The 23,338-nt window shown below is 68.2% G+C and carries 21 protein-coding genes, 2 tRNA genes and 1 pseudogene; 15 read left to right on the top strand and 9 right to left on the bottom strand.

Annotation, left to right across the window (positions count from 1 at the left end; translation table 11 throughout):
* Positions 1-13: 13 nt before the first annotated feature.
* From trxB to OVA28_RS03990, 5 genes and pseudogenes are all read left to right on the top strand, one after another.
* On the top strand, positions 14-1,000 hold the full coding sequence (trxB, locus tag OVA28_RS03970; protein WP_194659583.1) for a thioredoxin-disulfide reductase: 987 nt from the start codon (positions 14-16) through the stop codon (positions 998-1,000).
* Positions 1,001-1,059: 59 nt separating this feature from the next.
* The gene (gene trxA, locus OVA28_RS03975) at positions 1,060-1,386 is read left to right on the top strand and encodes a thioredoxin (RefSeq protein WP_017887828.1); all 327 of its coding nucleotides are present in this window, start codon (positions 1,060-1,062) and stop codon (positions 1,384-1,386) included.
* A gap of 188 nt (positions 1,387-1,574) precedes the next feature.
* Positions 1,575-2,880: pseudogene (locus tag OVA28_RS03980) on the top strand (aminotransferase-like domain-containing protein).
* A gap of 43 nt (positions 2,881-2,923) precedes the next feature.
* A complete protein-coding gene (locus OVA28_RS03985; protein ID WP_268095848.1) occupies positions 2,924-3,886 on the top strand; it encodes a D-alanine--D-alanine ligase family protein in 963 nt (320 codons plus the stop codon).
* Positions 3,887-3,889: 3 nt separating this feature from the next.
* A complete protein-coding gene (locus tag OVA28_RS03990; RefSeq protein WP_268095849.1) occupies positions 3,890-4,510 on the top strand; it encodes a YdcF family protein in 621 nt (206 codons plus the stop codon).
* 217 nt (positions 4,511-4,727) lie between these two features.
* Here OVA28_RS03990 and OVA28_RS03995 read toward each other — a convergent pair whose 3' ends face one another.
* From OVA28_RS03995 to rpmH, 8 genes are all read right to left on the bottom strand, one after another.
* The gene (locus tag OVA28_RS03995) at positions 4,728-5,708 is read right to left on the bottom strand and encodes a ParB/RepB/Spo0J family partition protein (RefSeq protein ID WP_268095851.1); all 981 of its coding nucleotides are present in this window, start codon (positions 5,706-5,708) and stop codon (positions 4,728-4,730) included.
* Positions 5,708-6,601 carry a ParA family protein gene (locus OVA28_RS04000; protein ID WP_326493734.1) on the bottom strand — a complete coding sequence of 298 codons (894 nt, stop codon included), beginning with the start codon at positions 6,599-6,601 and terminating at the stop codon, positions 5,708-5,710. The genes OVA28_RS03995 and OVA28_RS04000 overlap by 1 nt, the downstream gene beginning before the upstream one ends.
* Before the next feature lie 84 nt (positions 6,602-6,685).
* A complete protein-coding gene (gene rsmG, locus OVA28_RS04005) occupies positions 6,686-7,339 on the bottom strand; it encodes a 16S rRNA (guanine(527)-N(7))-methyltransferase RsmG (RefSeq protein WP_268095852.1) in 654 nt (217 codons plus the stop codon).
* Positions 7,340-7,410: 71 nt separating this feature from the next.
* Entirely contained in the window at positions 7,411-7,953 is a 543-nt protein-coding gene (locus tag OVA28_RS04010) for a Jag family protein (protein WP_442780759.1), read from the bottom strand.
* Entirely contained in the window at positions 7,950-8,924 is a 975-nt protein-coding gene (yidC, locus tag OVA28_RS04015; protein WP_268095853.1) for a membrane protein insertase YidC, read from the bottom strand. The genes OVA28_RS04010 and yidC overlap by 4 nt, the downstream gene beginning before the upstream one ends.
* A gap of 8 nt (positions 8,925-8,932) precedes the next feature.
* Positions 8,933-9,346, bottom strand: a complete 414-nt coding sequence (gene yidD / locus OVA28_RS04020; protein ID WP_323743179.1) for a membrane protein insertion efficiency factor YidD — start codon at positions 9,344-9,346, stop codon at positions 8,933-8,935.
* Entirely contained in the window at positions 9,343-9,693 is a 351-nt protein-coding gene (rnpA, locus tag OVA28_RS04025; protein ID WP_194659591.1) for a ribonuclease P protein component, read from the bottom strand. The genes yidD and rnpA overlap by 4 nt, the downstream gene beginning before the upstream one ends.
* Positions 9,694-9,822: 129 nt before the next feature.
* Entirely contained in the window at positions 9,823-9,960 is a 138-nt protein-coding gene (gene rpmH / locus OVA28_RS04030; protein WP_055951440.1) for a 50S ribosomal protein L34, read from the bottom strand.
* Between the two features lie 463 nt (positions 9,961-10,423).
* On the opposite strand from rpmH, the gene dnaA reads away from it, so the two are divergent.
* The 10 genes from dnaA to OVA28_RS04080 all read left to right on the top strand — a co-directional run bounded on the left by dnaA (position 10,424) and on the right by OVA28_RS04080 (position 21,791).
* Positions 10,424-11,878: a chromosomal replication initiator protein DnaA gene (gene dnaA, locus OVA28_RS04035; RefSeq protein ID WP_194659592.1), complete on the top strand. Its 1,455-nt coding sequence runs from the start codon at positions 10,424-10,426 to the stop codon at positions 11,876-11,878.
* Between the two features lie 481 nt (positions 11,879-12,359).
* Positions 12,360-13,514 (top strand): DNA polymerase III subunit beta, encoded by a 1,155-nt coding sequence (dnaN, locus tag OVA28_RS04040; RefSeq protein WP_194659593.1) that lies wholly within the window; start codon positions 12,360-12,362, stop codon positions 13,512-13,514.
* 19 nt (positions 13,515-13,533) lie between these two features.
* Positions 13,534-14,469, top strand: a complete 936-nt coding sequence (gnd, locus tag OVA28_RS04045) for a phosphogluconate dehydrogenase (NAD(+)-dependent, decarboxylating) (protein WP_194660151.1) — start codon at positions 13,534-13,536, stop codon at positions 14,467-14,469.
* A gap of 31 nt (positions 14,470-14,500) precedes the next feature.
* Positions 14,501-15,715 (top strand): DNA replication/repair protein RecF, encoded by a 1,215-nt coding sequence (gene recF / locus OVA28_RS04050; RefSeq protein WP_268095854.1) that lies wholly within the window; start codon positions 14,501-14,503, stop codon positions 15,713-15,715.
* A complete protein-coding gene (locus OVA28_RS04055; RefSeq protein ID WP_071278525.1) occupies positions 15,715-16,215 on the top strand; it encodes a DUF721 domain-containing protein in 501 nt (166 codons plus the stop codon). The genes recF and OVA28_RS04055 overlap by 1 nt, the downstream gene beginning before the upstream one ends.
* Positions 16,216-16,347: 132 nt before the next feature.
* Positions 16,348-18,351, top strand: a complete 2,004-nt coding sequence (gyrB, locus tag OVA28_RS04060) for a DNA topoisomerase (ATP-hydrolyzing) subunit B (protein ID WP_194659595.1) — start codon at positions 16,348-16,350, stop codon at positions 18,349-18,351.
* A gap of 116 nt (positions 18,352-18,467) precedes the next feature.
* Positions 18,468-21,113, top strand: a complete 2,646-nt coding sequence (gene gyrA / locus OVA28_RS04065) for a DNA gyrase subunit A (protein ID WP_194659596.1) — start codon at positions 18,468-18,470, stop codon at positions 21,111-21,113.
* Positions 21,106-21,513: a DUF3566 domain-containing protein gene (locus OVA28_RS04070; protein ID WP_194626788.1), complete on the top strand. Its 408-nt coding sequence runs from the start codon at positions 21,106-21,108 to the stop codon at positions 21,511-21,513. Before gyrA ends, OVA28_RS04070 begins: the two co-directional genes overlap by 8 nt.
* A gap of 75 nt (positions 21,514-21,588) precedes the next feature.
* Positions 21,589-21,665, top strand: a tRNA-Ile gene (locus OVA28_RS04075).
* Between the two features lie 53 nt (positions 21,666-21,718).
* Positions 21,719-21,791 (top strand) — tRNA-Ala (locus tag OVA28_RS04080).
* A gap of 1,154 nt (positions 21,792-22,945) precedes the next feature.
* Here the strand turns inward: OVA28_RS04080 and OVA28_RS04085 are convergent.
* Positions 22,946-23,167, bottom strand: a complete 222-nt coding sequence (locus tag OVA28_RS04085) for a hypothetical protein (RefSeq protein ID WP_268095855.1) — start codon at positions 23,165-23,167, stop codon at positions 22,946-22,948.
* Between the last annotated feature and the right edge of the window lie 171 nt (positions 23,168-23,338).

The following is a 23,338-nucleotide window of genomic DNA, read 5'->3' on the forward strand; positions in this document are numbered from 1 at the left end:
AGGGCAACCAGGCATGCGCCAGCTCATCATCATCGGTTCCGGCCCGGCCGGGTTCACGGCAGGCATCTACGCCGCTCGAGCCCAGCTCAAGCCGCTCATCGTCGCGTCCAGCGTCGAGACGGGCGGCGAGCTCACGAAGACGACCGAGGTCGAGAACTTCCCGGGCTTCCCCGAGGGCATCCAGGGCCCCGACCTCATGATCAAGATGCAGGAACAGGCCGAGCGCTTCGGCGCCGAGGTCCTGTACGACGACGCCGTCTCCGTGGAGCTCACCGGCGACGTCAAGCGCGTCACGGTCGGCTCCGGCGAGACGTACGAGGCCCTCGCGGTCATCTACGCCACCGGCTCGGCCTACCGCCAGCTCGGCCTGCCGGACGAGGAACGCCTGTCCGGCCACGGCGTCTCGTGGTGCGCGACCTGCGACGGCTTCTTCTTCCGCCAGAAGAACATCGCCGTGGTCGGCGGTGGCGACTCCGCGATGGAGGAAGCGACCTTCCTGACCCGCTTCGCCGACAAGGTGACGGTCATCCACCGCAAGGACACCCTGCGCGCGTCGAAGATCATGCAGGACCGCGCGATGAACGACCCGAAGATCGAGTTCGCGTGGAACAAGGAGGTCGTCGGGATCTCCGGTGCCTCCGCGGTCGAGGGCGTCACGCTCAAGGACACCGTCACCGGTGAGACTTCCGAGCTCGCGCTCGACGGCCTGTTCATCGCGATCGGCAACGACCCCCGCGTGCACCTGGTCCACCAGCAGCTGCAGCTCGCCCCCGAGGGCACCATCGCCGTCGAGGGCCGCACCTCCCGTGCCGTCGGCGTCCCCGGCGTCTTCGTCGCGGGCGACGTGCTCGACCACACCTACCGTCAGGCCATCACGGCCGCGGGTTCGGGTGCCGTAGCGGCGCTCGACGCCGAGAAGTACCTCGCCGACCTCGACGACCACGTCACGGCCGATGTCGACGGCGACGTCCCGGTCGAGCCCGTCACCATCTCCGCGTAGGGAATGCGGCGACAGACGTCGCCGTTCCACCCACCGAACGACTTCTCGAAGGAGTACACATGTCCAACGCCAAGGCAGTCACCGACGCCACCTTCTCGGACGAGGTCCTCAAGTCCGACAAGACGATCCTCGTCGACTTCTGGGCAGAGTGGTGCGGCCCGTGTCGCGCGGTCTCCCCGATCCTCGACCAGATCGCCGAAGAGCACGCCGGCAAGATCGAGATCGTCAAGCTCAACGTCGACGACAACCCCCAGTCGGCCATGAACTACCAGATCACCTCCATCCCTGCGATGAAGGTCTTCAAGGGCGGCGAGGTCGTCAAGACCGTCATCGGCGCCAAGCCGAAGCCGGCTCTCGAGGCCGACCTGGCCGAGTTCCTCGCGTAGGGACTCCCGCACGCTCGGACGCCCCGTCCTCCATTCCATCGGAGGGCGGGGCGTTCGTCTGTCCGGCCCGGTGTCGGACGCGAGTCTCGTCCGCAGCGGTCCACGTGTTCAGGATCGGCCTGCGACACACACCCGGGGTTCGCGGACTCCATGTCGTACTGTGGCGGGACGCCTCGAACGGAGAACCGATGACGAACGGCAACAGCCTCGACCCCTGGTACGACTCCTACGCCCAGCGCACGGCTGGTCTGAGCGCCTCCGAGGTACGAGCCCTGTTCGCCGTCGCCTCCCGGCCCGAAGTGGTCTCCCTGGCCGGCGGCATGCCGTACGTCTCCGCGCTCCCGCGTGAGCTCGTCACGGGCTCCCTGGACCGCGTCATGGCCGAGGACGCCGCCATGGCGCTCCAGTACGGCAGCGGACAGGGCCTGCGGTCGCTCCGCGAGCACATCGTCGACGTGATGTCCCTGGAGGGCATCCGTGCCAGCGCCGAGGACGTCGTGGTCACCACGGGGTCCCAGCACGCGCTCGACCTCGTCACGCGCCTGTTCATCGACCCGGGCGACGTCGTGCTGGCAGAGTCGCCGTCCTACGTCGGCGCGATCGGGGTGTTCCGGTCGTACCAGGCCGAGACCGTCCACGTGACGACCGACGAGAACGGTCTGGTCCCCGAGGCACTCCGCGAGACCATCGCGAACCTGCGGGCCGCGGGCAAGCGGATGAAGTTCCTCTACACGATCCCGAACTTCCACAACCCGGCCGGTGTCACGATGAGCCGCGAGCGCCGCATCGAGATCCCTCGACATCTGTCGCTCGAACGGCATCCTCGTGCTCGAGGACAACCCGTACGGCCTGCTCTGGTTCGACGAGCCGGCACCTCAGGCCATCCGCTCCATCGACGACGAGGGCGTGGTGTACCTCGGGTCGTTCTCGAAGACGCTCGCTCCGGGCTTCCGCGTCGGCTGGGCCCTCGCACCGCACGCCATCCGCGAGAAGCTCGTGCTCGCCAACGAGTCTGCCGTGCTCGCGCCGAACTCCTTCGGCCAGTACGTCGTCAACGCCTACCTCGACGCCGCCGACTGGCGCGGGCAGATCGACACGTTCCGTGGCATCTACGCCGAACGTCGCGACGCCATGTTCCAGGCCCTGGGGGAGTTCCTGCCCGACCTGAGCTGGACACGTCCGAACGGTGGCTTCTTCGTCTGGCTGACCCTGCCGGAGTCGCTCGACTCCAAGGGGATGCTCCCGCGCGCCGTGAAGGAGCTCGTGGCGTACACGCCAGGCACCGCCTTCTACGCCGATGGCCGCGGCGGCCACAACATCCGCCTGTCCTTCTGCTACCCGACGCCGGAACAGATCCGGGTCGGCGTCAAGCGCCTGGCCAACGTCGTCAACGACGAGCTCGAGCTCGTCGAGACCTTCGGTCCCACGACGCGCTCCACCAGCACCGCTCGTCAGACGTCTTCGGTGAGTGCCCCGCCGCCGAACATCTCCTGACCAGCACTTTCCGTCGAACACCGCAGTACCGGAGGTCTCCGCAATGGCCGAGCTCACTCGCCGCCACGTCGTCGTCGTCGCCGGGGGCATCTCCCACGAACGGGACGTCTCACTCCGATCCGGACGCCGCGTCGCCGACTCGTTGACCGGGTACGGCTGGCAGGTCGACCTCCGCGACGCCGACGCATCGCTCCTGCCGGCGCTTGCGGCCACCCGCCCGGACGTCGTGTGGCCAGCACTGCACGGCGCCTCTGGTGAGGACGGCGCGCTTCGCGGCATCCTGGAGGCTCTGGACATCCCGTTCGTCGGCTCACGGTCGACGTCGGCCCGGTTGGCCTGGGACAAGCCCACTGCCTCGGCACTGGTCGCCAGGACCGGCGTGAAGACACCGCGGTCGGTGACGCTGTCCCACGATGTGTTCCGCGAGCTCGGTGCCGTCGGCGTCCTCAAGAGCATCGCTGGGGAGCACCCCGTGCCGCTCGCGGTGAAGCCTGCACGGGGCGGCAGCGCCCAGGGTGTCACGCTCGTCGAGGACGTGGACGACCTCCCCCGAGCCATGGTCACCGCGTACACCTACTGCGACGACGTGGTGGTGGAGCAGTTGATCCGTGGGACCGAGGTCGCCGTCGGGATCATCGACACCGGGGACGGCCCTGTGGCCCTCGCGCCGGTCGAGATCGTGCCGAAGAACGGCTTCTACGGGTTCGAGGCCCGGTACAACGCAGGGGAGACCACGTTCTACACGCCGGCTCGGTTGTCGTCGGACTTCGCTGCCGCAGCTTCGGCCGCTGCTGTGGCCGCACACGGGGCCCTGGGCCTGCGACACATCTCGCGTGTGGACCTCATCATCGACAACGCCGGTACCCCGTGGTTCCTCGAGGCCAACGTGCTTCCGGGCCTCACGGAGACGTCCCTCGTCCCGCAGGCCCTGTCCGCGTCGGGATTCGACCTCGGGTGGACCTACGCGGAGCTGGCCGAACAAGCCATCCGCGACCACCAGGCCTGAGCGATGCCCTCCAGGCGCAGTGTTCCACGTGGAACACTGCGCCTGTTGTCGTTCTCGGCCCTGATCGGTCTCGCCCTCTTGACCTGGGCAGAGCTGGTCCATCGACGTGCCTCTCGGCGCGGGTACCCGGACAGCCCGGCTTTGAAAGCCGCGCACGCGAGCGGCGGTGTCGTCGTCGTCCTCGGGATCGCCAATCGCGGGCAGGACGCCAACGTCGTCAACCGGTGGCGCGCGCGCATGGCTCTCCGCTCGGTCCCTGCCGGTACCACGACGACGATCATCGCGAGTGGGGGAGCGGTCCGCGGGAGCATCCCGGAAGCGACGCTGCTCGCTCGACACCTCCGCCATGACCTCCGCTGGAATGGGCCCCTCCACGAGGAGACCACGAGCCGCTCCACGTGGGAGAACATCCAGAACGTGACCCCCTTGCTCGAGGACGCTCAGTGGATCATGCTCGTGTCGAACAGCCTGCACGCGGAGAAGGCGCGGATCTATCTCCGCCGCCAGCGCCCTGACCTCGCGGCTCGGCTGGTCCCCGGCAAGGATTACCGACTGGGTGAGATGACGCTGTTCAAACCGGTGCTCGCATTGGTCGGAATCTTCAAACTCCGGTCGCTCCGCTGACGCCGGCCGGCGCCTGTTCGCAGCGGTGTTTCACGTGGAACATCACAATCGCACGGCCAGGGGGCTTTTGCTTGTAGGAGGAGGCAGGTTCCAGTGCCCTGCGCCGCTATAAGAGCCGTTCCTGTCGTGGGGTAGATGCGGATCTGCGCGGGGCGCCTTCGTCCCGCAGAGAGCCGTCTGACGCCCGCTGAGGGGACGTTCCACGTGGAACGGCGACTCAGGACCCGAGGTCTGCTGCGCCGAGCTCCTCGAGGATGCGGTTGAGGTCGGCCGCATTCGCGAAGTCGATCGTGACACGGCCCTTGCGCGCACCCACCGCGATCCGCACGCGCGTGTTGAGCCGATCGCCCAGACGCTCCGCGACGTCGGAGAAGTGCGCCTCCCGCTTGTTGGGCTGCACCGGAGCCTTCTTCGGCGATCCCTGTGCGAGCTGCTGCGCGAGCGCCTCGGCCTGACGCACGGACAGGTCCTCGTTGACGATCTTCTCGGCCAGGTACTCCATCGCCTCGGCGTCGGGCGCCGCGAGGATCGCACGAGCGTGGCCGGCGGAGAGCACACCAGCAGCAACGCGACGCTGCACGGGGGAGGGGAGTCGCAGCAGTCGGATGGTGTTCGTGATCTGCGGCCGTGAACGCCCGATCCGCTGCGCGAGCTCCTCCTGCGTGATACCGAAGTCTGCGAGCAGCTGCTGGTAGGCCGAGGCTTCTTCCAGCGCGTTGAGGTTCGCACGGTGCAGGTTCTCGAGCAGAGCGTCGCGAAGCATCGCGTCGTCCGGAGTGTCCTTGACGATCGCGGGGATCGTCGCGAGCCCGAGCTCCTTGGTTGCACGGAGGCGCCGCTCACCCATGATGAGCTCGTACTGCGGCTCCGTTCCCGAAGCACCTTCGAGCGGCCGCACCACGATGGGCTGCAGCACGCCGATCTCGCGGATCGAGTGCACGAGCTCCTGCAGCTCTTCCTCGCGGAACTCCTTGCGCGGCTGCTGACCGTTCGGCACGATGTCGAGCGGGTTGAGGTTGGCCAGTCGTGCACCGGGCACCGCAAGCAGGTCCTCCGCCGTGGCGCCGTCGGCGAACGCGGCTGCCGAGCCCGTGCCGCCCGTGGGGAAGAACACGTCCACCGGGCGGTCCTGCTGATCCGCGGCCGTCGGGATCAGAGCGCCGATGCCTCGGCCGAGTCCGGTGCGCTTGGGTGCCATCAGTGCTTTGCTCCTCGTGCTGCGATCTCCGCCGCCGCTTCCAGGTAGGACAACGACCCGGAGGAGTTGATGTCGTAGGCCACGACGCTCTGGCCGTAGCTCGGTGCCTCGCTCACGCGCACCGATCGGGGGATCATGGCCTTGAGCACCTGCTCGCCAAAGTGCTCGCGGACGTCCGCGGCGACCTGGTTCGCGAGGTTGGTCCGGCCGTCGTACATCGTGAGCAGGATCGTCGACACGCTGAGGTTCGGGTTCAGGTGGCGCTCGATCAGCTCGATGTTCCGCAGCAACTGGCTGAGCCCCTCGAGTGCGTAGTACTCGCACTGGATCGGGATCAGGACTTCCTTCGCAGCGACGAAGGCGTTGATCGTCAGCAGGCCGAGGGACGGCGGGCAGTCGATGAAGACGTAATGGTACGGGTCGTCGAGCGACTCGAGGTACTGGTCCAGAGCCGTACGCAGACGCTGTTCGCGGGCGACGAGCGACACGAGTTCGATCTCAGCGCCCGCGAGGTGGATCGTCGCCGGCACACACCAGAGGTTCTCGGACTCGGGGGAGCGCTGCACGGCATCAGCGATCGGCGCTTCGTCCACGATGACGTCGTAGATGCTCGTGACGTCAGCCTGGTGGTTGACGCCCATCGCCGTCGACGCATTGCCCTGCGGGTCGAGGTCGATGACCAGGACGCGGGCTCCTCCGCGAGCCAGGGCTGCTGCGAGGTTGACCGTGGTGGTGGTCTTGCCGACGCCGCCCTTCTGGTTGGACACCGTCAGGATGCGGGTCTTACCCGGCAGCGGGAACTGTTCGGACGCGATCGCTCGGCGACGTCGGGTCAGATCAGCGATCTCACGAGCGAGCGGTGTCGACGCGTCGTAGTCGGTCGATGAACTCAACGAGTGCCTCTTCCCCGGTTCGATGTTTCACGTGGAACGCGGGGCGCTGCACACGATCCCGGAGGACCTCAGCGCCGCGCGGCGTCAGTCAACTGTAGCCCGGAAGACGCGTGTGGTTTCCTCGACCACACCGACTCCGAGCTCGAGGACTTCGACGTTCTCGAGTCGCTTGCGGAGGATCACCTTCCGAGCTGCGGCAACTTCGTCGTCGACGCGCGCGCCCTTCATGAGGATGAGCTCCCCGCCGGAACGGACGAGCGGCACGGTGATGGGGATGAGCTTCGACAGGGCGCTCACCGCACGAGCGGTGACCTGGTCGAGCACCAGCTCGTCCGACACGTCCTCGGCCCGCGCGCGGAGCACCGAGACGTTCTCCAGGCCAAGTCGCGCGGCCTCGGCCGTGAGCCACTCGACACGGCGTTCCATGGGCTCGATGAGCGTGAAGGTGACGTCTGGGCGCGCGATCGCCAGCACCAGGCCCGGCAGGCCCGCTCCCGAACCGACGTCGCCGACGTGTCCGCCGGCAGTGAGCAATGGCGCAAGCAACGCAGAGTTGAGGATGTGTCGCGTCCAAAGCCGGGGGAGTTCCAGCGGCCCGATCAGGCCGAGTTCCTCACCGCGGCGTGCAAGCTCGTTCGTGAAGGACCGCGCGACGTCGATGCGGTCGCCGAACAGCGTCTGCGCTGCCGCTGGCTCGGCTTCCAGCACCGGAGGCTCGCTGACGTCCGTCGACACCACGCCAGGGGCGTCTGACGGCCTCCCAGGGGCAGTCACGGCGTCTGACTCCGACGACGGCTGCGCGTCCGCCGTCATCGGGTGATGACCGTGTGGCGGTCGCGACCCTCACCCTCGGACTCCGAGTTGAAGCCCTTCTCCGCGACCAGGTCGTGCACGAGCTTGCGTTCGTAGGAGGACATCGGGGGGAGCGCCGCCGTGGGCGACCCGGCCTCGATGCGCTCGACCGCGGTGTCGACGAGCCGCTGGAGTTCCTCGGCGCGGGCGTCCCGCGAGCCACCGACGTCGAGGATGAGCCGGCTGAACTCGCCCGTCTCGGCCTGCACGGCGATGCGCGTGAGCTCCTGGAGCGCGGTCACGGTGTCCGGCTTCGCGAGGACCCGCAGGGCGTTGCCCTCGTCCGTGACGGACAGGTAGACGCGACCCGCGCGCTCCTCGATCTCGATGTCGCCGTCGAGGTCGCAGATGTCGAGCAGTTCCTCGATGTAGTCCGCAGCGATGTCGGCTTCGTCGCGGGTCTCGTCGTCGAGGTCCTCTTCGACGTCGTCGACCGCACCGGTCGTGGTCAGCTCAGCCTCGGTCGGCTCGACCGCTGCGGTGGTGTCCTGCTCGGTCACTTGGTCTTCCCGTTCTTCTTCGAGCGCTGCTTGCCGACCGGCTGCTGGCGCTGCGTCGTCGTGATGCGCACGGCTTCCATCTCGGCGGCACCGGCACCGGCGCCGGCCTCGGCGAGGACCCCGGCGGGCGTCCCACGGCGCTGGGCCTTCTTCGCGAGGCGGACCTCGCGGGCCAGGGCCGCTTCGGAACCCGGCGTCGGCATGCTGCGGATGACGAAGTACTGCTGCGCCATCGTCCAGAGGTTCGACGCGAGCCAGTAGAACATGACGCCGAGGGGGAACGAGAGACCCGAGATCACGAAGATCAGGGGGAGCACGTACAGCATCATCTTCTGCTGGCGGTACATCGGAGACTCCTTGGTCTCCGGCGACATGTTCTTGGCGACGAGCTGCAGCTGCGTGACGAACTGCGATGCCGTCATGACCACGATCATGAAGCCCGCGATGATGCGGACCTCCCACCCGGAGGCGTTCGTGAAGGTCTCGTGCAGCGGGGCACCGAAGAGCGACGCGTTGCCGAACTCCCGGGCCAGGTCGTTCGTGAGCAGACCGATGCCGGTCTTGTTGATCTGGGCTTCGTGCAGCACCGAGTACAGCGAGAAGAAGATCGGCATCTGCAGCAGGAGCGGCAGGCAGGAGCTCAGCGGGTTGGTCCCGGTCTCCTTGTACAGCGCCATGGTCTCGCGGGACATGGCCTCACGCGAGAACTGGTCCTTCTTGCCCTTGTACTTGTCCTGGATCTTCTTCAGCTGCGGCGCGACCTCGAGCATGCGGCGCTGCGACTTGATCTGGCGCACGAAGATCGGGATCAGTGCGGCACGGACCACGAAGGTCAGGAAGATGATCGACAGGACCCAGGTCAGGCCCGCTGCGGGGTCAAGACCGAGGTTCTCGAAGATCCAGTGGAAGCCGACCAGGATGGCGGAGACCACCCACTTGAGGGGCCAGAGGATCGTTCCGATGAGGTCCATGAGGACGGTCACGCCTTTCGAGTGCGCTGGGGGAACAGCACCGGACGGAGGGTGCCGACCGGGGACTGCGACTGCTGCTGGACCGGGGCGAGCACGAACCCGAACCGGTTGACGGTGTGGGGCTCGCGTCGTGCCGGGACGTCGTCGATGCCGCCGGCGGCCCAGGGGTTGCACCGGCCGATGCGCCAGGCGCCCATGGCGGTCCCGCGTACGACGCCGTACTGCTGGATCGCCTCGAGCGCGTAGCGCGAGCACGAGGGGTGGTACCGGCAGACGTTGCCGTAGAGCGGGGAGATCACGGCGCGGTAGGCCCGGAGGACGACCACGCAGACGTTGCGTGGGAGCAACACGACCACCCAGAGCACACGGACCCACTGGGTCCGAAGGGAACTCTGGGTCCGCATCGAGCGCGTCCGGTTCATGCTGCCTTCTCCACACCGCGCGCGAACGAGCGCGAGACGTCTTCGAGCAGGGTAGGCCACGTGGCCTGCGCAGCGGCTGGCAGTGCGCGGACGACCACATCGTGCCCGACCGGGACCGTCGCGAGCAGGTCGTGGGCGATGCCCTTGAACCGGCGTCGCAAGAGGTTGCGGGTCACGGCGTTGCCGACTGTCTTCGCCACGATGAACCCGAACCGAGTCGGCGCGTCCGGGTCCGCGGGTCGACGGACGACGGACACCACCACGGTCGGCGTCGCGATCCTGCGGCCACGACGGACGGTCGCGCGGTAGTCGTCTCCGCGCACGATGCGGTTCGCACGAGCGAGCATGACGTCACCGACCCGTCCGGCAGCACGGGTCGAGACGCCGACCGCGCAGCGAAGCGCCGCCCGGGTGGACCTGGGGTCCACGCCGGAGCGGCGCGATCGGCTGCACAGCCGGACCAGCGTGAGGCTGGATCAGGCGGAGAGCTCGGTGCGGCCCTTGGCGCGACGTGCGGCCAGGATGCTGCGGCCGGCACGGGTGCGCATGCGGAGGCGGAAGCCGTGCTTCTTGGCGCGGCGACGGTTGTTCGGCTGGAAGGTGCGCTTGCTCATGATCTTCTCCACACGGCTGCTCGAGGCGAGCCGTCACGAATGGGTTTGGTTGAACCAGGTGGGCGCGACCAAGGGGCCGCTGTCAACTTGTCCACGGTACGTGACAGGGGCGACCAGGTCAAACCCCGATCACCGCACCCGGGCTCCGTGGGTGCTCCGTCACGGTTCTCCACATTGGGGACAACTTCCGTTCGGTGCGAGCGCCCCCGGTCCTTTACAGTTGGGTCATCGATCGGCCTGAGGCCCGCCACGACAGGGGAGTACCCCCGACCTGGCGCCCGGGGCGATCGTGGACAAGACTGTGGACAACCCTGTGGGGAGCCTGCGGCACAGCAGCGTCGACGAAGCAGCCCGGAGCCACGGACGACTCGCCGGGACACGGTGCTGCCGCCCGCTCCCACGTGTTCCGTGGCGCGCCCTGCGACCCGAACGACCGAACGAGACCCCTGGAGACGAGCGCGACATGACGATGCCCGCCGACCCCGTCGAGGACCTCTGGTCGAGCGTCCTCGGGCTCCTGGCCGAGGACGACCGCATCACGCCGCAGCTGCACGGCTTCCTCAACCTCGTCGAGCCGAAGGGCGTCCTCGCCGGCACCCTCTACCTCGAGGTCCCCAACGACCTGACCCGCGGCATGCTCGAGCAGCGGATCCGGATCCCGATCACCGAGGCCGTCGCCCGGATCGGTGACGACTCGGTCGCGAACTTCGCGATCACGGTCAACCCGGACATGGCCTCCGAGCCGCGGGTCGACCCCGTGGTCCCCGCGTACGCCGAGCCCACGCAGCAGCCGGTGGAGCAGAGCGCCGCCCCACGCCAGTACATCGAGGCCCCGTTCGTCCCGAGCCACATCGACTCCCCGGGCACCGGCGGCCGGCCCGAGTCGCGGCTCAACCCGAAGTACAACTTCGACAACTTCGTCATCGGCTCGTCGAACCGGTTCGCACACGCCGCGGCCGTCGCGGTCGCCGAGGCCCCGGCCAAGGCGTACAACCCGCTGTTCATCTACGGCGACTCCGGCCTCGGCAAGACCCACCTCCTGCACGCGATCGGCCACTACGCCGAGAGCCTCTACCCGGGCATCCGGGTGCGGTACGTGTCCAGCGAGGAGTTCACGAACGACTTCATCAACTCGATCGCGAACAACCGGTCCAACCAGTTCCAGCAGCGGTACCGCGACATCGACATCCTGCTCATCGACGACATCCAGTTCCTCCAGGGCAAGGACTCCACGCAAGAGGCCTTCTTCCACACGTTCAACACGCTGCACGACCACAACAAGCAGGTCGTGGTCACGTCGGACGTCGCGCCGAAGCACCTCACGGGCTTCGAGGACCGGATGCGCAGCCGCTTCGAGTGGGGCCTGATCACCGATGTCCAGGTCCCGGACCTCGAGACCCGCATCGCGATCCTCCGCAAGAAGGCACAGTCGGACCACCTGCAGGTGCCGGACGACATCCTCGAGTTCATGGCCTCGAAGGTCTCCAGCAACATCCGGGAGCTCGAGGGCACGCTCATCCGCGTCACCGCGTTCGCGAGCCTGAACCGGACGGCCGTCGACATGGCGCTCGTGCAGACGGTCCTCAAGGACCTGATCACGCTCGACGAGGACAACGTCATCGCGCCGACGGACATCATCAACCACACCGCGGAGTACTTCAAGCTCTCCGTCGACGACCTCTACGGGTCGTCCCGGTCGCAGGCGATCGCGACCGCACGACAGATCGCGATGTACCTCTGCCGTGAGCTCACGAGCCTGTCCCTGCCCAAGATCGGGCAGCTGTTCGGCAACCGCGACCACACCACCGTCATGTACGCGAACAAGAAGATCGCGGACCTGATGAAGGAACGGCGCTCCATCTACAACCAGGTCACGGAGCTCACGAGCCGGATCAAGCAGGACCGCCGGTACCGCTGAGCACCTGCTCGCACCGGCGGCTCACGTCGCGCAGAACATCGGTTCACGCGGCCGGGAGGCTCCTCCCACGTCCCGACATCGGCTCGCCTGGGCGCGCGTCCACCATCTGAGACGGTTCCACACGGCGGTTTTCACACAGTGTGGAAAGCCTGTGGATAACTGTGGAGGACACGCCGGACGGTTGTACACAGCGATGGGGGTGTCTGTGGAAACTGGGGATGGAAGTGGATAGACGAGGAAGATTCATCCCGAGGGTGCCCACAGGCCGCCCACAAGTCACAACCGTGTAGTTCCCTTGCGGTGACTGGTCTCCACAGAGTTGTCCACAGTGTGCACAGGCGTTAATACGATTACTCCTGTTCATCTCTAGGGATCCCTGGGCCAACCTTGTGGACGGCGGGATGACAAGAAATCCGGCCTCCGCCGGGCTGTGCCACAATGGGGCGGCCGGACAGTCCAACCATCGACAGGGGTCCCAGCTGTGAAGTTCGAGGTCAACCGGGACGTCTTCTCCGAAGCCGTCTCGTTCGCGGTGAAACTCCTCCCACAGCGCACGACCCTCCCGATCCTCTCGGGTGTCCTGATCCATGCCGAAGGCGAGCGTCTGACGCTGTCGTCCTTCGACTACGAGGTCTCGGCGCAGACGTCGATCTCGGCGCAGATCGACGAGTCGGGCACGGTCCTGGTCTCCGGTCGGTTGCTCAACGACATCGCGAGCCGCCTGCCGAACGCCCCGGTCACGTTCTCCACGGACGAGTCCCGGATCACCGTCACCTGTGGCTCGGCACACTTCACCCTCCTGAGCATGCCGGTCGAGGAGTACCCGACCCTGCCGGAGGTCGGCCCGCAGACCGGTGTCATCCCGGGCGACGCCTTCTCGGAAGCCGTCTCCCAGGTCGCCGTCGCCGCGAGCCGTGACGACGTCACCCCGGTCATCACCGGCGTGCAGCTCGAGGTCAGCGACAACGACCTGTCGCTCATCGCGACCGACCGCTACCGCGTCGCCGTCCGCACGATCCAGTGGGACTCCGGCCGCTCCGGTGGCGAGCCCACCGAGCCGATGCACGCGCTCGTCCCGGCCCGCACCCTGCAGGAGGTCGGCCGCACGTTCGGCTCGGCCACGACGGTGTCGGTGTCCATCAGCGGCAACTCGGACCGGGAGCTCATCGCGTTCCAGGCCGCGGACAAGACGGTCACGTCCCTGCTCATCAAGGGCAACTACCCGCCGGTCCGCCGGCTCTTCCCCGAGACCGTCCAGGACCACGCCGTGATCAACACGGCTGAGCTGGTCGAAGCGGTCCGACGGGTCTCCCTCGTCCTGGAGCGCGAAGCCGCGCTCCGGTTCTCCTTCACGGTCGACGGGCTCACGCTCGAGGCGATCGGATCCGAACAAGCGCAGGCGTCAGAGTCGATCGATGCGTTGCTGACCGGTGAGGACATGGTGGTCTCGTTGAAGCCCGCCTTCCTCCTGGACGGGTTGAACGCGGTGCACTCCGAGTTCGTCCGCATCTCCTTCACCAAGACGGAGAACCCCAACAAGCCGGGCCCGGTGCTCATCACCGGCCAGTCCTCGCGTGAGGAACCGGCCACGGACGGATACCGGTACCTGCTGCAGCCCAACCTCCTGCTGCGATAGCGCAACAGTCACACCTGCGCTGACGCGTCACTCGTGGCCCCAGCGCGACGACGAACAGAAGAAGGAAATCATGGAGATCGGTCTTGTCGGCCTCGGGAAGATGGGCAACAACATGCGTGCGCGTCTGCGCAACGCAGGGATCGACGTCGTCGGGTACGACGCCAACCCCGCCGTCTCGGACGTCGCTGACCTCGGCGCCCTCGCGAAGGCCCTGACCGGCCCGCGTCTGGTCTGGGTCATGGTCCCCCACGGGAAGATCACCGACGACGTCATCAACGACCTCGCCGAGGTCCTCGAGCCGGGTGACCTCGTCATCGACGGCGGCAACTCGAAGTGGCTCGACGACGAGGTGCACGCCAAGCTGCTCGACGCCAAGGGCATCCGCTACGTGGACGCCGGCGTCTCGGGTGGTGTCTGGGGCCTCGACAACGGCTACGGCCTGATGGTCGGTGGCGACGCTGCCGACATCGAGCGCGCCATGCCGGTGTTCGACGCGCTCCGCCCCGAAGGCCCCCGCGAAGAGGGCTTCTCGCACGCCGGCCCGATCGGCGCCGGCCACTACGCCAAGATGGTGCACAACGGCATCGAGTACGCGATCATGCAGGCGTACGGCGAGGGCTACGAGCTCCTCGAGGCCAAGGACCTGATCAAGGACGTCCCCGCGGTCTTCGCCGGGTGGCAGCGCGGCACGGTCGTGCGCTCCTGGCTGCTCGACCTCATGGTGCTCGCCCTCAACGAGGACCCGCAGCTCACCGAGCTCGAGGGCTACGTCGAGGACTCGGGCGAGGGTCGCTGGACCCTCGAAGAGGGCATCGAGCTCGCCGTGCCGATGCCGGCGCTCTCGGCGTCGATCTTCGCGCGCTTCGTCTCGCGTCAGGGCAGCGCGTCCCCGACGATGAAGGCCGTCGCGGCGCTCCGCAACCAGTTCGGCGGCCACGCCGTCAAGAAGTCCTAGGACTTCCCGGGGGAACCCGGCCTCGGCCCGCGTGCACGTCGACCATCTCCAGCTCACCGACTTCCGGAACTACCGGCAGGCGGAGGTCGACTTCGCACGCGGGCCGAACCTGTTCGTCGGACGGAACGGCCAGGGCAAGACGAACCTCGTCGAGTCCATCGCCTACCTGTCCACGCTCGGGTCGCACCGCGTGCCGACGGATGCCGCCCTCGTGCGACAGGGGTGCGACGCGGCGATCGTCCGCGCTCGACTCGCGCACGAGGACCGGAGCATCCTCGCCGAGGTGCAGATCAACCGCTCGGGGTCGAACCGGGCGCAGGTGAACCGCTCGGCGATCAAGCCGCGCGAGCTCCCGCGCTACTGCACGAGCGTGCTCTTCGCACCGGAGGACCTGGCGCTCGTCCGCGGCGAACCGTCCGGGCGTCGTCGCATGCTCGACGAGCTCCTCGTGCAGATCGCGCCGCGGATGCAGGGCGTCATCGCCGACTACGACCGCACGCTCCGGCAGCGCAACACCCTGCTCAAGTCCGCGAGGAACTCCGGCACCAAGGCCGGGTCGCTCTCGACGCTCGAGGTCTGGGACGAACGGCTCGTCGCGTTCGGCTCCGAGATCATCGCTGCCCGCGACCACCTGACCCGTCGGCTCGCGCCCTTCGTCGCGGAGTCGTACGCGATGGTCGCCGGCGAACGGCACGAGGCCACGATCACCGGCGTGCTCTCCGTCCGGGGCGGCGACCCCGAGGACGCGAGCGCCACCGACCCCGTGCTCGGCACCCCGGACGAACCCGTCACGGTCCCCGCTGCGGCGGAGGCCTTCCGTCAGGCGCTGGAACGCCGTCGCCGCGACGAACTCGACCGCGGGCTGACCCTCGCCGGGCCCCACCGCGACGACGTGCTCTTCACCCTGAACGGGTTACCGGCCCGCGGTTACGCCAGTCACGGGGAGTCCTGGTCGTTCGCCCTCGCGATCCAGCTCGCGTCGGCGTCGATCCTGCGCGCAGAGTCGAGCCTCGGCGACCCGATCATCATCCTCGACGACGTCTTCGCGGAGCTCGACGAGTCCCGGCGGGAACGGCTCGGTTCCGCGGTGGCGGACTACGAGCAGGTCCTCATCACCGCGGCGGTGTTCGGTGACGTCCCCGGGCAGCTGGCTGCGCACACCGTGCGGATCGAGGCCGGCACCATCGTGACCGACGAGACCGAGCCGAGCCGGGCCTCCAGTCCGGCGACGCCGACGAAGGCCTGATGCCCAGGCCGTGGAAGCCCACCGAACCCAGCCGTGTGTACCAGCACATGAAGGCGGTGTTCGGCGACCCGGGCAAGCGCGGGGTCGACGCGCGCCGTCGCCGTGCCAAGGAGATCGACGCCGACACCGTGCCCTACGGTCGCGGTCGTGAGCCGAAGGGCCTCGGTGACATCGTCGGGTCGCTCGCGGCCGAGCTGGGCTGGACGGAGCCACTGGCGCGCTCGGAGCTCTTCGTCGACTGGCCGAGCGTCGTCGGCGAGGAGCTCGCGAAGCACTCCCGTCCGACCGACATCGAGGACGGTGCACTGCTCATCCGGTGCGACTCGACGGCGTGGGCGACGCAGCTCCGGCTGATGCGTGCGAGCGTGACCACGACCATCGCGGAGCGGCACCCGGAAGCGGGCGTCGAGTCGATCCGGGTTTCGGGCCCGGACGCCCCCACCTGGAAACGTGGCCCCAGGAGCGTCCAGGGGCGCGGCCCTCGCGACACCTACGGTTGAGCAGACCAAATCGTCCTCTGGTCGCGAAATCGCCCGTCTGTGGCCCGTTTCAGCCCTGAGGACGAGGCTGCTGCGATAGACTGGGCGGTGCAGTGCGTGGGTGTTCCGCGCGCAGGCAGGAGCACTCTCGACATGGCATCAGCATCTGACGACGACCGACAGGACTCGCTCAGCGAGCAGGCCCAGCAGAGCGAGTCGTCCTACGGCGCAGACCAGATCCAGGTGCTCGAGGGGCTCGAGGCCGTCCGCAAGCGCCCTGGCATGTACATCGGTTCGACGGGCCCGCGCGGGCTCCACCACCTCGTGCAGGAGATCGTCGACAACTCCGTCGACGAGGCCCTCGCCGGGTACTGCGACACCATCGACATCACGATCCGCGAAGACGGCGGCGTCCGCGTGGTCGACAACGGCCGTGGCATCCCCGTGGACGTGCACTCGGCCGAGGGCGTGTCGACGCTCCAGGTCGTCCTGACCGTCCTGCACGCCGGCGGCAAGTTCGGCGGCGGCGGGTACGCGGTCTCCGGTGGTCTGCACGGTGTCGGTTCCTCCGTCGTGAACGCGCTCTCGAGCGAGCTCGACGTCGAGGTCCGTCGTCAGGGACACGTCTGGCGCCAGAGCTACACCGACGGCGTCCCGGTCGCCCCCGTCTCGAAGGACGAAGAGACCAACGAGACCGGCACGACCATCACGTTCTGGCCGAACGCCGAGATCTTCGAGTCGATCGACTTCGACTACGAGACCCTGCGCGCGCGCTTCCAGCAGATGGCGTTCCTCAACAAGGGCCTCCGCCTGAACCTGCGAGACGAGCGCACGCCGGACGAAGGGGAGGAGTCGCGCCACGACAGCTTCCGCTACGACCGCGGCCTCGCCGACTACGTCGAGTACCTCGGTGCGCAGAAGAAGGCCGACCTGGTGCACCCCGACGTCATCGGCTTCGAGTCCGAGGACACCGAGCGCAAGATCGCGCTCGAGGTCGCGATGCAGTGGAACACCTCGTACCAGGAGAGCGTCCACACCTTCGCGAACACGATCAACACGCACGAGGGCGGCACCCACGAAGAGGGCTTCCGCGCCGCACTCACGACCCTGGTCAACCGCTACGCGCGTGAAGCGAAGATCATCAAGGAGAAGGACGACAACCTCACGGGTGACGACATCCGTGAAGGGCTGACGGCCGTCATCTCCGTGAAGCTCGCCGAGCCGCAGTTCGAGGGCCAGACGAAGACCAAGCTCGGCAACACCGAGGCCAAGTCCTTCGTCCAGCGCGTCGTCGGCACTGAGCTCACCCACTGGTTCGAGAGCAACCCGACCCAGGCCCGCGACGTCGTCCGCAAGGCGATCCAGGCCTCGCAGGCACGACTCGCTGCCCGCAAGGCCCGTGAGACCACGCGGCGCAAGGGCCTGCTCGAGTCAGGCGGCATGCCGGGCAAGCTCAAGGACTGCCAGTCGAAGGACCCGACCCTGTCGGAGATCTTCATGGTCGAGGGCGACTCGGCCGGCGGTTCCGCCGTGCAGGGCCGCAACCCGATGACCCAGGCGATCCTGCCCCTCCGCGGCAAGATCCTGAACGTCGAGAAGGCCCGTCTCGACCGGGCCCTGGCGAACCAGGAGATCCAGTCGATGATCACGGCGTTCGGCGCCGGCATCGGCGAGGACTTCGACCCGGACAAGGCCAGGTACCACAAGATCGTGCTGATGGCCGATGCCGACGTCGACGGCCAGCACATCACGACGCTCCTGCTGACGCTGCTGTTCCGGTACATGCGACCGCTCATCGAGCGCGGCTACGTCTACCTCGCGCAGCCGCCGCTGTACCGCCTGAAGTGGTCGAACTCCGCCCACGAGTACGTCTTCAGCGACCGTGAGCGCGACGCCCTGCTGCAGTCCGGCATCGCCTCGGGCAAGCGCATCCCGAAGGACAACGGGATCCAGCGCTACAAGGGCCTCGGCGAGATGGACTACAAGGAGCTCTGGGACACCACCATGAACCCGGACACCCGCACCCTGCTGCAGGTCACGCTCGAGGACGCGGCCGCCGTGGACAGCACCTTCGCCACGCTCATGGGCGAGGACGTCGACGCTCGTCGCCAGTTCATCCAGCAGAACGCGAAGGACGTCCGGTTCCTGGACATCTGATCACCGGACCAGCAGGCCGCGCGAGCCGCGTGCCCTGGTCCTGACCACCTGTGGTCGCGCCCGGCGCGACGAACGCCACCACGGCCTCCGGGCCGTCAGAAAGGTAGCCGAGCCAGATGGCTGACGAGAACGAAACCAACGACGACCAGCCCGAGATCGTGCACGGCGAGGTCGGGGACATCGTCGTCTCCGGCGACCGCATCTCGCAGGTCGACCTGCAGCTCGAGATGCAGCGGTCGTACCTCGACTACGCGATGTCGGTCATCGTCGGGCGCGCGCTGCCCGAGGTCCGCGACGGCCTGAAGCCCGTGCACCGCCGCGTGCTCTATGCGATGTACGACGGCGGCTACCGGCCGGACCGCGCCTTCTCGAAGTGCTCCCGCGTCGTCGGCGACGTGATGGGCCAGTTCCACCCGCACGGTGACAGCGCGATCTACGACGCACTCGTCCGCCTGGTGCAGCCGTGGTCGCTCCGGTACCCGCTCGCCCTCGGCCAGGGCAACTTCGGGTCGCCCGGCAACGACGGCGCCGCGGCACCGCGGTACACCGAGACCAAGATGGCGCCGCTCGCCATGGAGATGGTCCGGGACATCGACGAGGAGACCGTCGACTTCCAGGACAACTACGACGGCCGCACGCAGGAGCCGGCGATCCTGCCGTCCCGCTTCCCGAACCTGCTCGTCAACGGGTCGGTCGGCATCGCGGTCGGCATGGCGACGAACATCCCGCCGCACAACCTGCGCGAGGTCGCCGCCGGCGCGAAGTGGGCGCTCGAGAACCCCGACGCGACGCGTGAAGAGCTGCTCGCGGCGCTCATGCAGCGGATCAAGGGACCGGACTTCCCGACCGGCGCGCAGATCCTCGGCGTCAAGGGCATCCAGGACGCCTACCGGACCGGCCGCGGGTCGATCACCATGCGTGCCGTCGTCAGCGTCGAGGAGATCCAGGCGCGCACCTGCCTCGTCGTCACCGAGCTGCCGTACCAGGTCAACCCCGACAACCTCGCGATCAAGATCGCCGAGCTGGTCAAGGACGGCCGTCTCGCCGGCGTCGCCGACATCCGCGACGAGACCTCCGGTCGCACCGGCCAGCGCCTGGTCATCGTGCTCAAGCGCGACGCCGTGGCGAAGGTCGTGCTGAACAACCTCTACAAGCACACGCAGCTGCAGGAGAACTTCGGCGCGAACATGCTCGCGATCGTCGACGGTGTCCCGCGCACCCTGGCGCTCGACGGCTTCATCTCCGCCTGGGTCGACCACCAGGTCGAGGTCATCGTCCGCCGCACCCAGTACCGCCTGCGCGAAGCCGAGAAGCGCGCGCACATCCTGCGCGGCTACCTGGCAGCGCTCGACGCCCTCGACGAGGTCATCGCGCTCATCCGTCGGTCGCCCGACGTCGAAGAGGCCCGGAGCGGCCTGATGGACCTGCTCTCCGTCGACGAGATCCAGGCCCGCGCGATCCTCGAGCTGCAGCTGCGCCGTCTGGCCGCGCTGGAGCGACAGAAGATCCACGAGGAAGCCGAGGCGCTCGAGCTCAAGATCGCCGACTTCGAGGACATCCTCGCCCGCCCGGAGCGCCAGCGTCGCATCATCGGCGAGGAGCTCGACGAGATCGTCGAGCGCTTCGGTGACGACCGCCGCAGCGAGATCATGTTCGGGTACGACGGCGACATGTCGATCGAGGACCTCATCCCCGAGGAAGAGGTCGTCGTCACCATCACCCGCGGTGGGTACGTCAAGCGCACGCGCAGCGACCAGTACCGTGCGCAGCACCGCGGCGGACGTGGCGTGCGTGGCGCCCAGCTGCGTGCCGACGACGTGGTCGAGCACTTCTTCGTCACGACGACGCACCACTGGCTGCTGTTCCTCACCGACCAGGGCCGCGTCTACCGGGCCAAGGCGTACGAACTGCAGGAAGCCGGCCGCGACGCCAAGGGCCAGCACTCCGCCAACCTGCTCGCGATGCAGCCGGACGAGCGGATCCAGCAGGTCCTCGACATCCGCGACTACGAGGCCGCCCAGTACCTCGTGCTCGCCACCGAGCACGGCCTGGTCAAGAAGACCGCGCTGACCGAGTACGACACGAACCGCACCGGCGGCATCATCGCGATCAACCTGCGCGACGGTGACAAGCTCCGGTCGGCGCTGCTCGTCGACGAGACCGACGACCTGCTCCTCGTCTCGCGCCACGGCATGTCCCTCCGCTTCACGGCGACGAACGACACGCTCCGTCCGATGGGCCGGTCGACCTCCGGCGTGAAGGGCATGTCCTTCCGCGACGGCGACTCGCTGCTCGCGGCACGGGTGGTCTCGGACGACGGCTTCGTCTGGGTGATGACCGAGGGCGGCTACGCCAAGCGCACCTCCGTCGACCAGTACCGCATCCAGGGCCGTGGTGGTCTCGGCATCAAGGTGGCCAAGCTCGCCGCTGACCGGGGCGACCTGGTGGGCGCGCTCATCGTGGGTGAGGACGACGAGGTGCTCGTCGTGCTGCAATCGGGCAAGGTGGTAAGGTCTGCCGTGGCCGAGGTCCCCGCCAAGGGCCGAGACACGATGGGAGTCGTCTTCGCGCGTTTCGCGGAGAACGACCGGATCATCGCGGTGGCCCGGAACACAGAGCGGAACCTGGACGACCAGGACGACCCCGAGATCGAGCCTGCGGGCCCGGTGGAGACGGTGAGCCCGGACGAAGCGGCTCCCGACCCCGCCGACACAGTGCCCACGGACACCGTGGCCGGAGAGGACCAGTCAAGCAATGAGTAGTGTCGCCGAGAAGCTCCAGAGGAAGGCGAAGCGGCCCGTCGGCACCCGACAGGTCCGTCTGCGCCTCGTGTACCTCGACTTCTGGTCGGTGGTGAAGCTCAGCTTCCTCATCGCCCTCGCCGGCAGCATCGTGATCGTCGTCGCCACCGCGCTCGTCTGGCTCATCCTCAACCAGACCGGCGTGTTCGAGAAGATCGACATGCTGCTGAAGGACGTCACCGGGCAGAACGGGTACTCGATCATGGACCAGTTCTCACTGGGCCAGGTCCTCGGGTTCTCGATCGTCGTCGGCATCCTCAACGTCGTCGTCGGCACCGTGCTCGGCGCCATCGTGAGCGTGCTGTACAACCTCAGCGTGCGGATCACGGGCGGTCTGCTCGTGGGCTTCACCAACAACTGACACACCCGGCCGGATGAGGCCGACCACTCGATTTCGTTCCCACGACTTCCTGCGGTAGGCTTTCATCCGGTCTGAGGGGCTATAGCTCAGGCGGTTAGAGCGCTTCGCTGATAACGAAGAGGTCCAAGGTTCAAGTCCTTGTAGCCCCACCACAATTCAACTCCCGCGTCGGATCTCTCGACGTGGCGGCCGGTTCGGTCGCTCCGGGGCCTTAGCTCAGTTGGTAGAGCGCTGCCTTTGCAAGGCAGATGTCAGGAGTTCGAATCTCCTAGGCTCCACTCCCTCGGCCCCTGGTCGTCGACTCCGGTCGTCGTCGCAGGGGCTTCGTGCTGCGCGGGCGGGTTCTCGCCGACGCGGATGGTCACGACTCCCCGCTCAGGTGCGCCGAGTGGTCGCGGGTCGTCGGCTCGGCGCGACGTCAACGACGGGCTGTGGCCGGTGGACGGGACGCGAGCGGGGTGTCGTGACCGGTCGGCGGACTGGAGGCTCGGGGCGGGGCTGCGACGCGCCTCCCGTCCGGTGCGTGGCCGGAGCCGGACCGGCGCCCGGGTGAGATCGCAGTTGGTGTCGGGTCAGCGTGCGCCGAGGCGACACGAAGTGCGATCTCGGCGTCCCGCTCGGTGCGCCGAGTGGTCGCGGATCGTCGACTCGGCAGGCCGCCACCGACGGGCTGTGGCCGGTGGACGGGACGCGAGCGGCGTGTCGTGACCGGTCGGCGGGCTGGAGGCTCGGGGCGGGCTCGTGACGCGCCTCCCGTCCGGTACGTGACTGGCCTGGCGCCGACGCCCGGGTGAGATCCCAGTTGGTGTCGGGTCAGCGTGCGTCGAGGCGACACGAAGTGCGATCTCGGCGTCCCGCTCGGTGCGCCGAGTGGTCGCGGGTCGTCGGCTCAGCGCGACGTCACCGACGGGCTGTGGCCGGTGGGCGGGACGCGAGCGGGGTGTCGTGACCGGTCGGCGGGCTGGAGGCTCGGGGCGGGCCCGTGACGCGCCTCCCGTCCGCTGCGGGGTTGGGCTGGCACCGCCGCGCGGGTGATATCGCAGTTGGTGTCTTGTCGGCCTGCGCCGAGGCGACAGGGAGTGCGATCTCGGTACCGCGAGTGGGCGCAACGCCCCGCTCAGGTGCGCCGAGTGGTCGCGGGTCGTCGGCTCAGCGCGAGGTCAACGACGGGCTGTGGCCGGTGGACGGGACGCGAGCGGGGTGTCATGACCGGTCGGCGGGCTGGAGGCTCGGGGCGGGCCCGTGACGCGCCTCCCGTCCGGTGCGAGGCTGGCCTGGCGCCGCCGCCCCGGGTGAGATTGCAGTTGGTGTCGGCTGGGCGTGCGCTGGGGCGACACGAAGTGCGATCTCGGCATCGGTGGCCGCCACGGCACCCCGGGAACGACGACGGGCCCCGGCGCAGTGCCGAGGCCCGTCGTCCGTACCGGAGAGGTCAGGCTGCGGACTTGTCCGCGGAGTCGGAGTCGTCGGCAACCCAGAGGTCGTCGTCGGCTCGGAGCGTCTGGTACGCGGCGTAGGCGGCACCGGCAACGGCGACGACACCGACGATGATCAGTGCGACACCACCGAAACCGAGGCCCTTCTTCTGCTGCGACGGGACGTACTTCGCAGCGGCCTTCTTCGCGCTCTTGCTCTTCTTCTGCGCGTTCTTCACGAGCTTCTTGACGCGGGGGGTCCTTCGCGAGGTCGCCCACGCTCATGACCGAGCCCGCGGTCGAGACCAAGCCGGGGATGACCTCGGTCTGGAAACGGTGCGAAGCGGTCTGTGCTGCCGAGGTGGCTGCGTGGACACCCGTGGCGACAGCCGGGCGGATGCCGTTGTCGA

Origin of the sequence: Curtobacterium sp. SL109 (assembly GCF_026672405.1) — a bacterium.
GTDB lineage: Bacteria > Actinomycetota > Actinomycetes > Actinomycetales > Microbacteriaceae > Curtobacterium.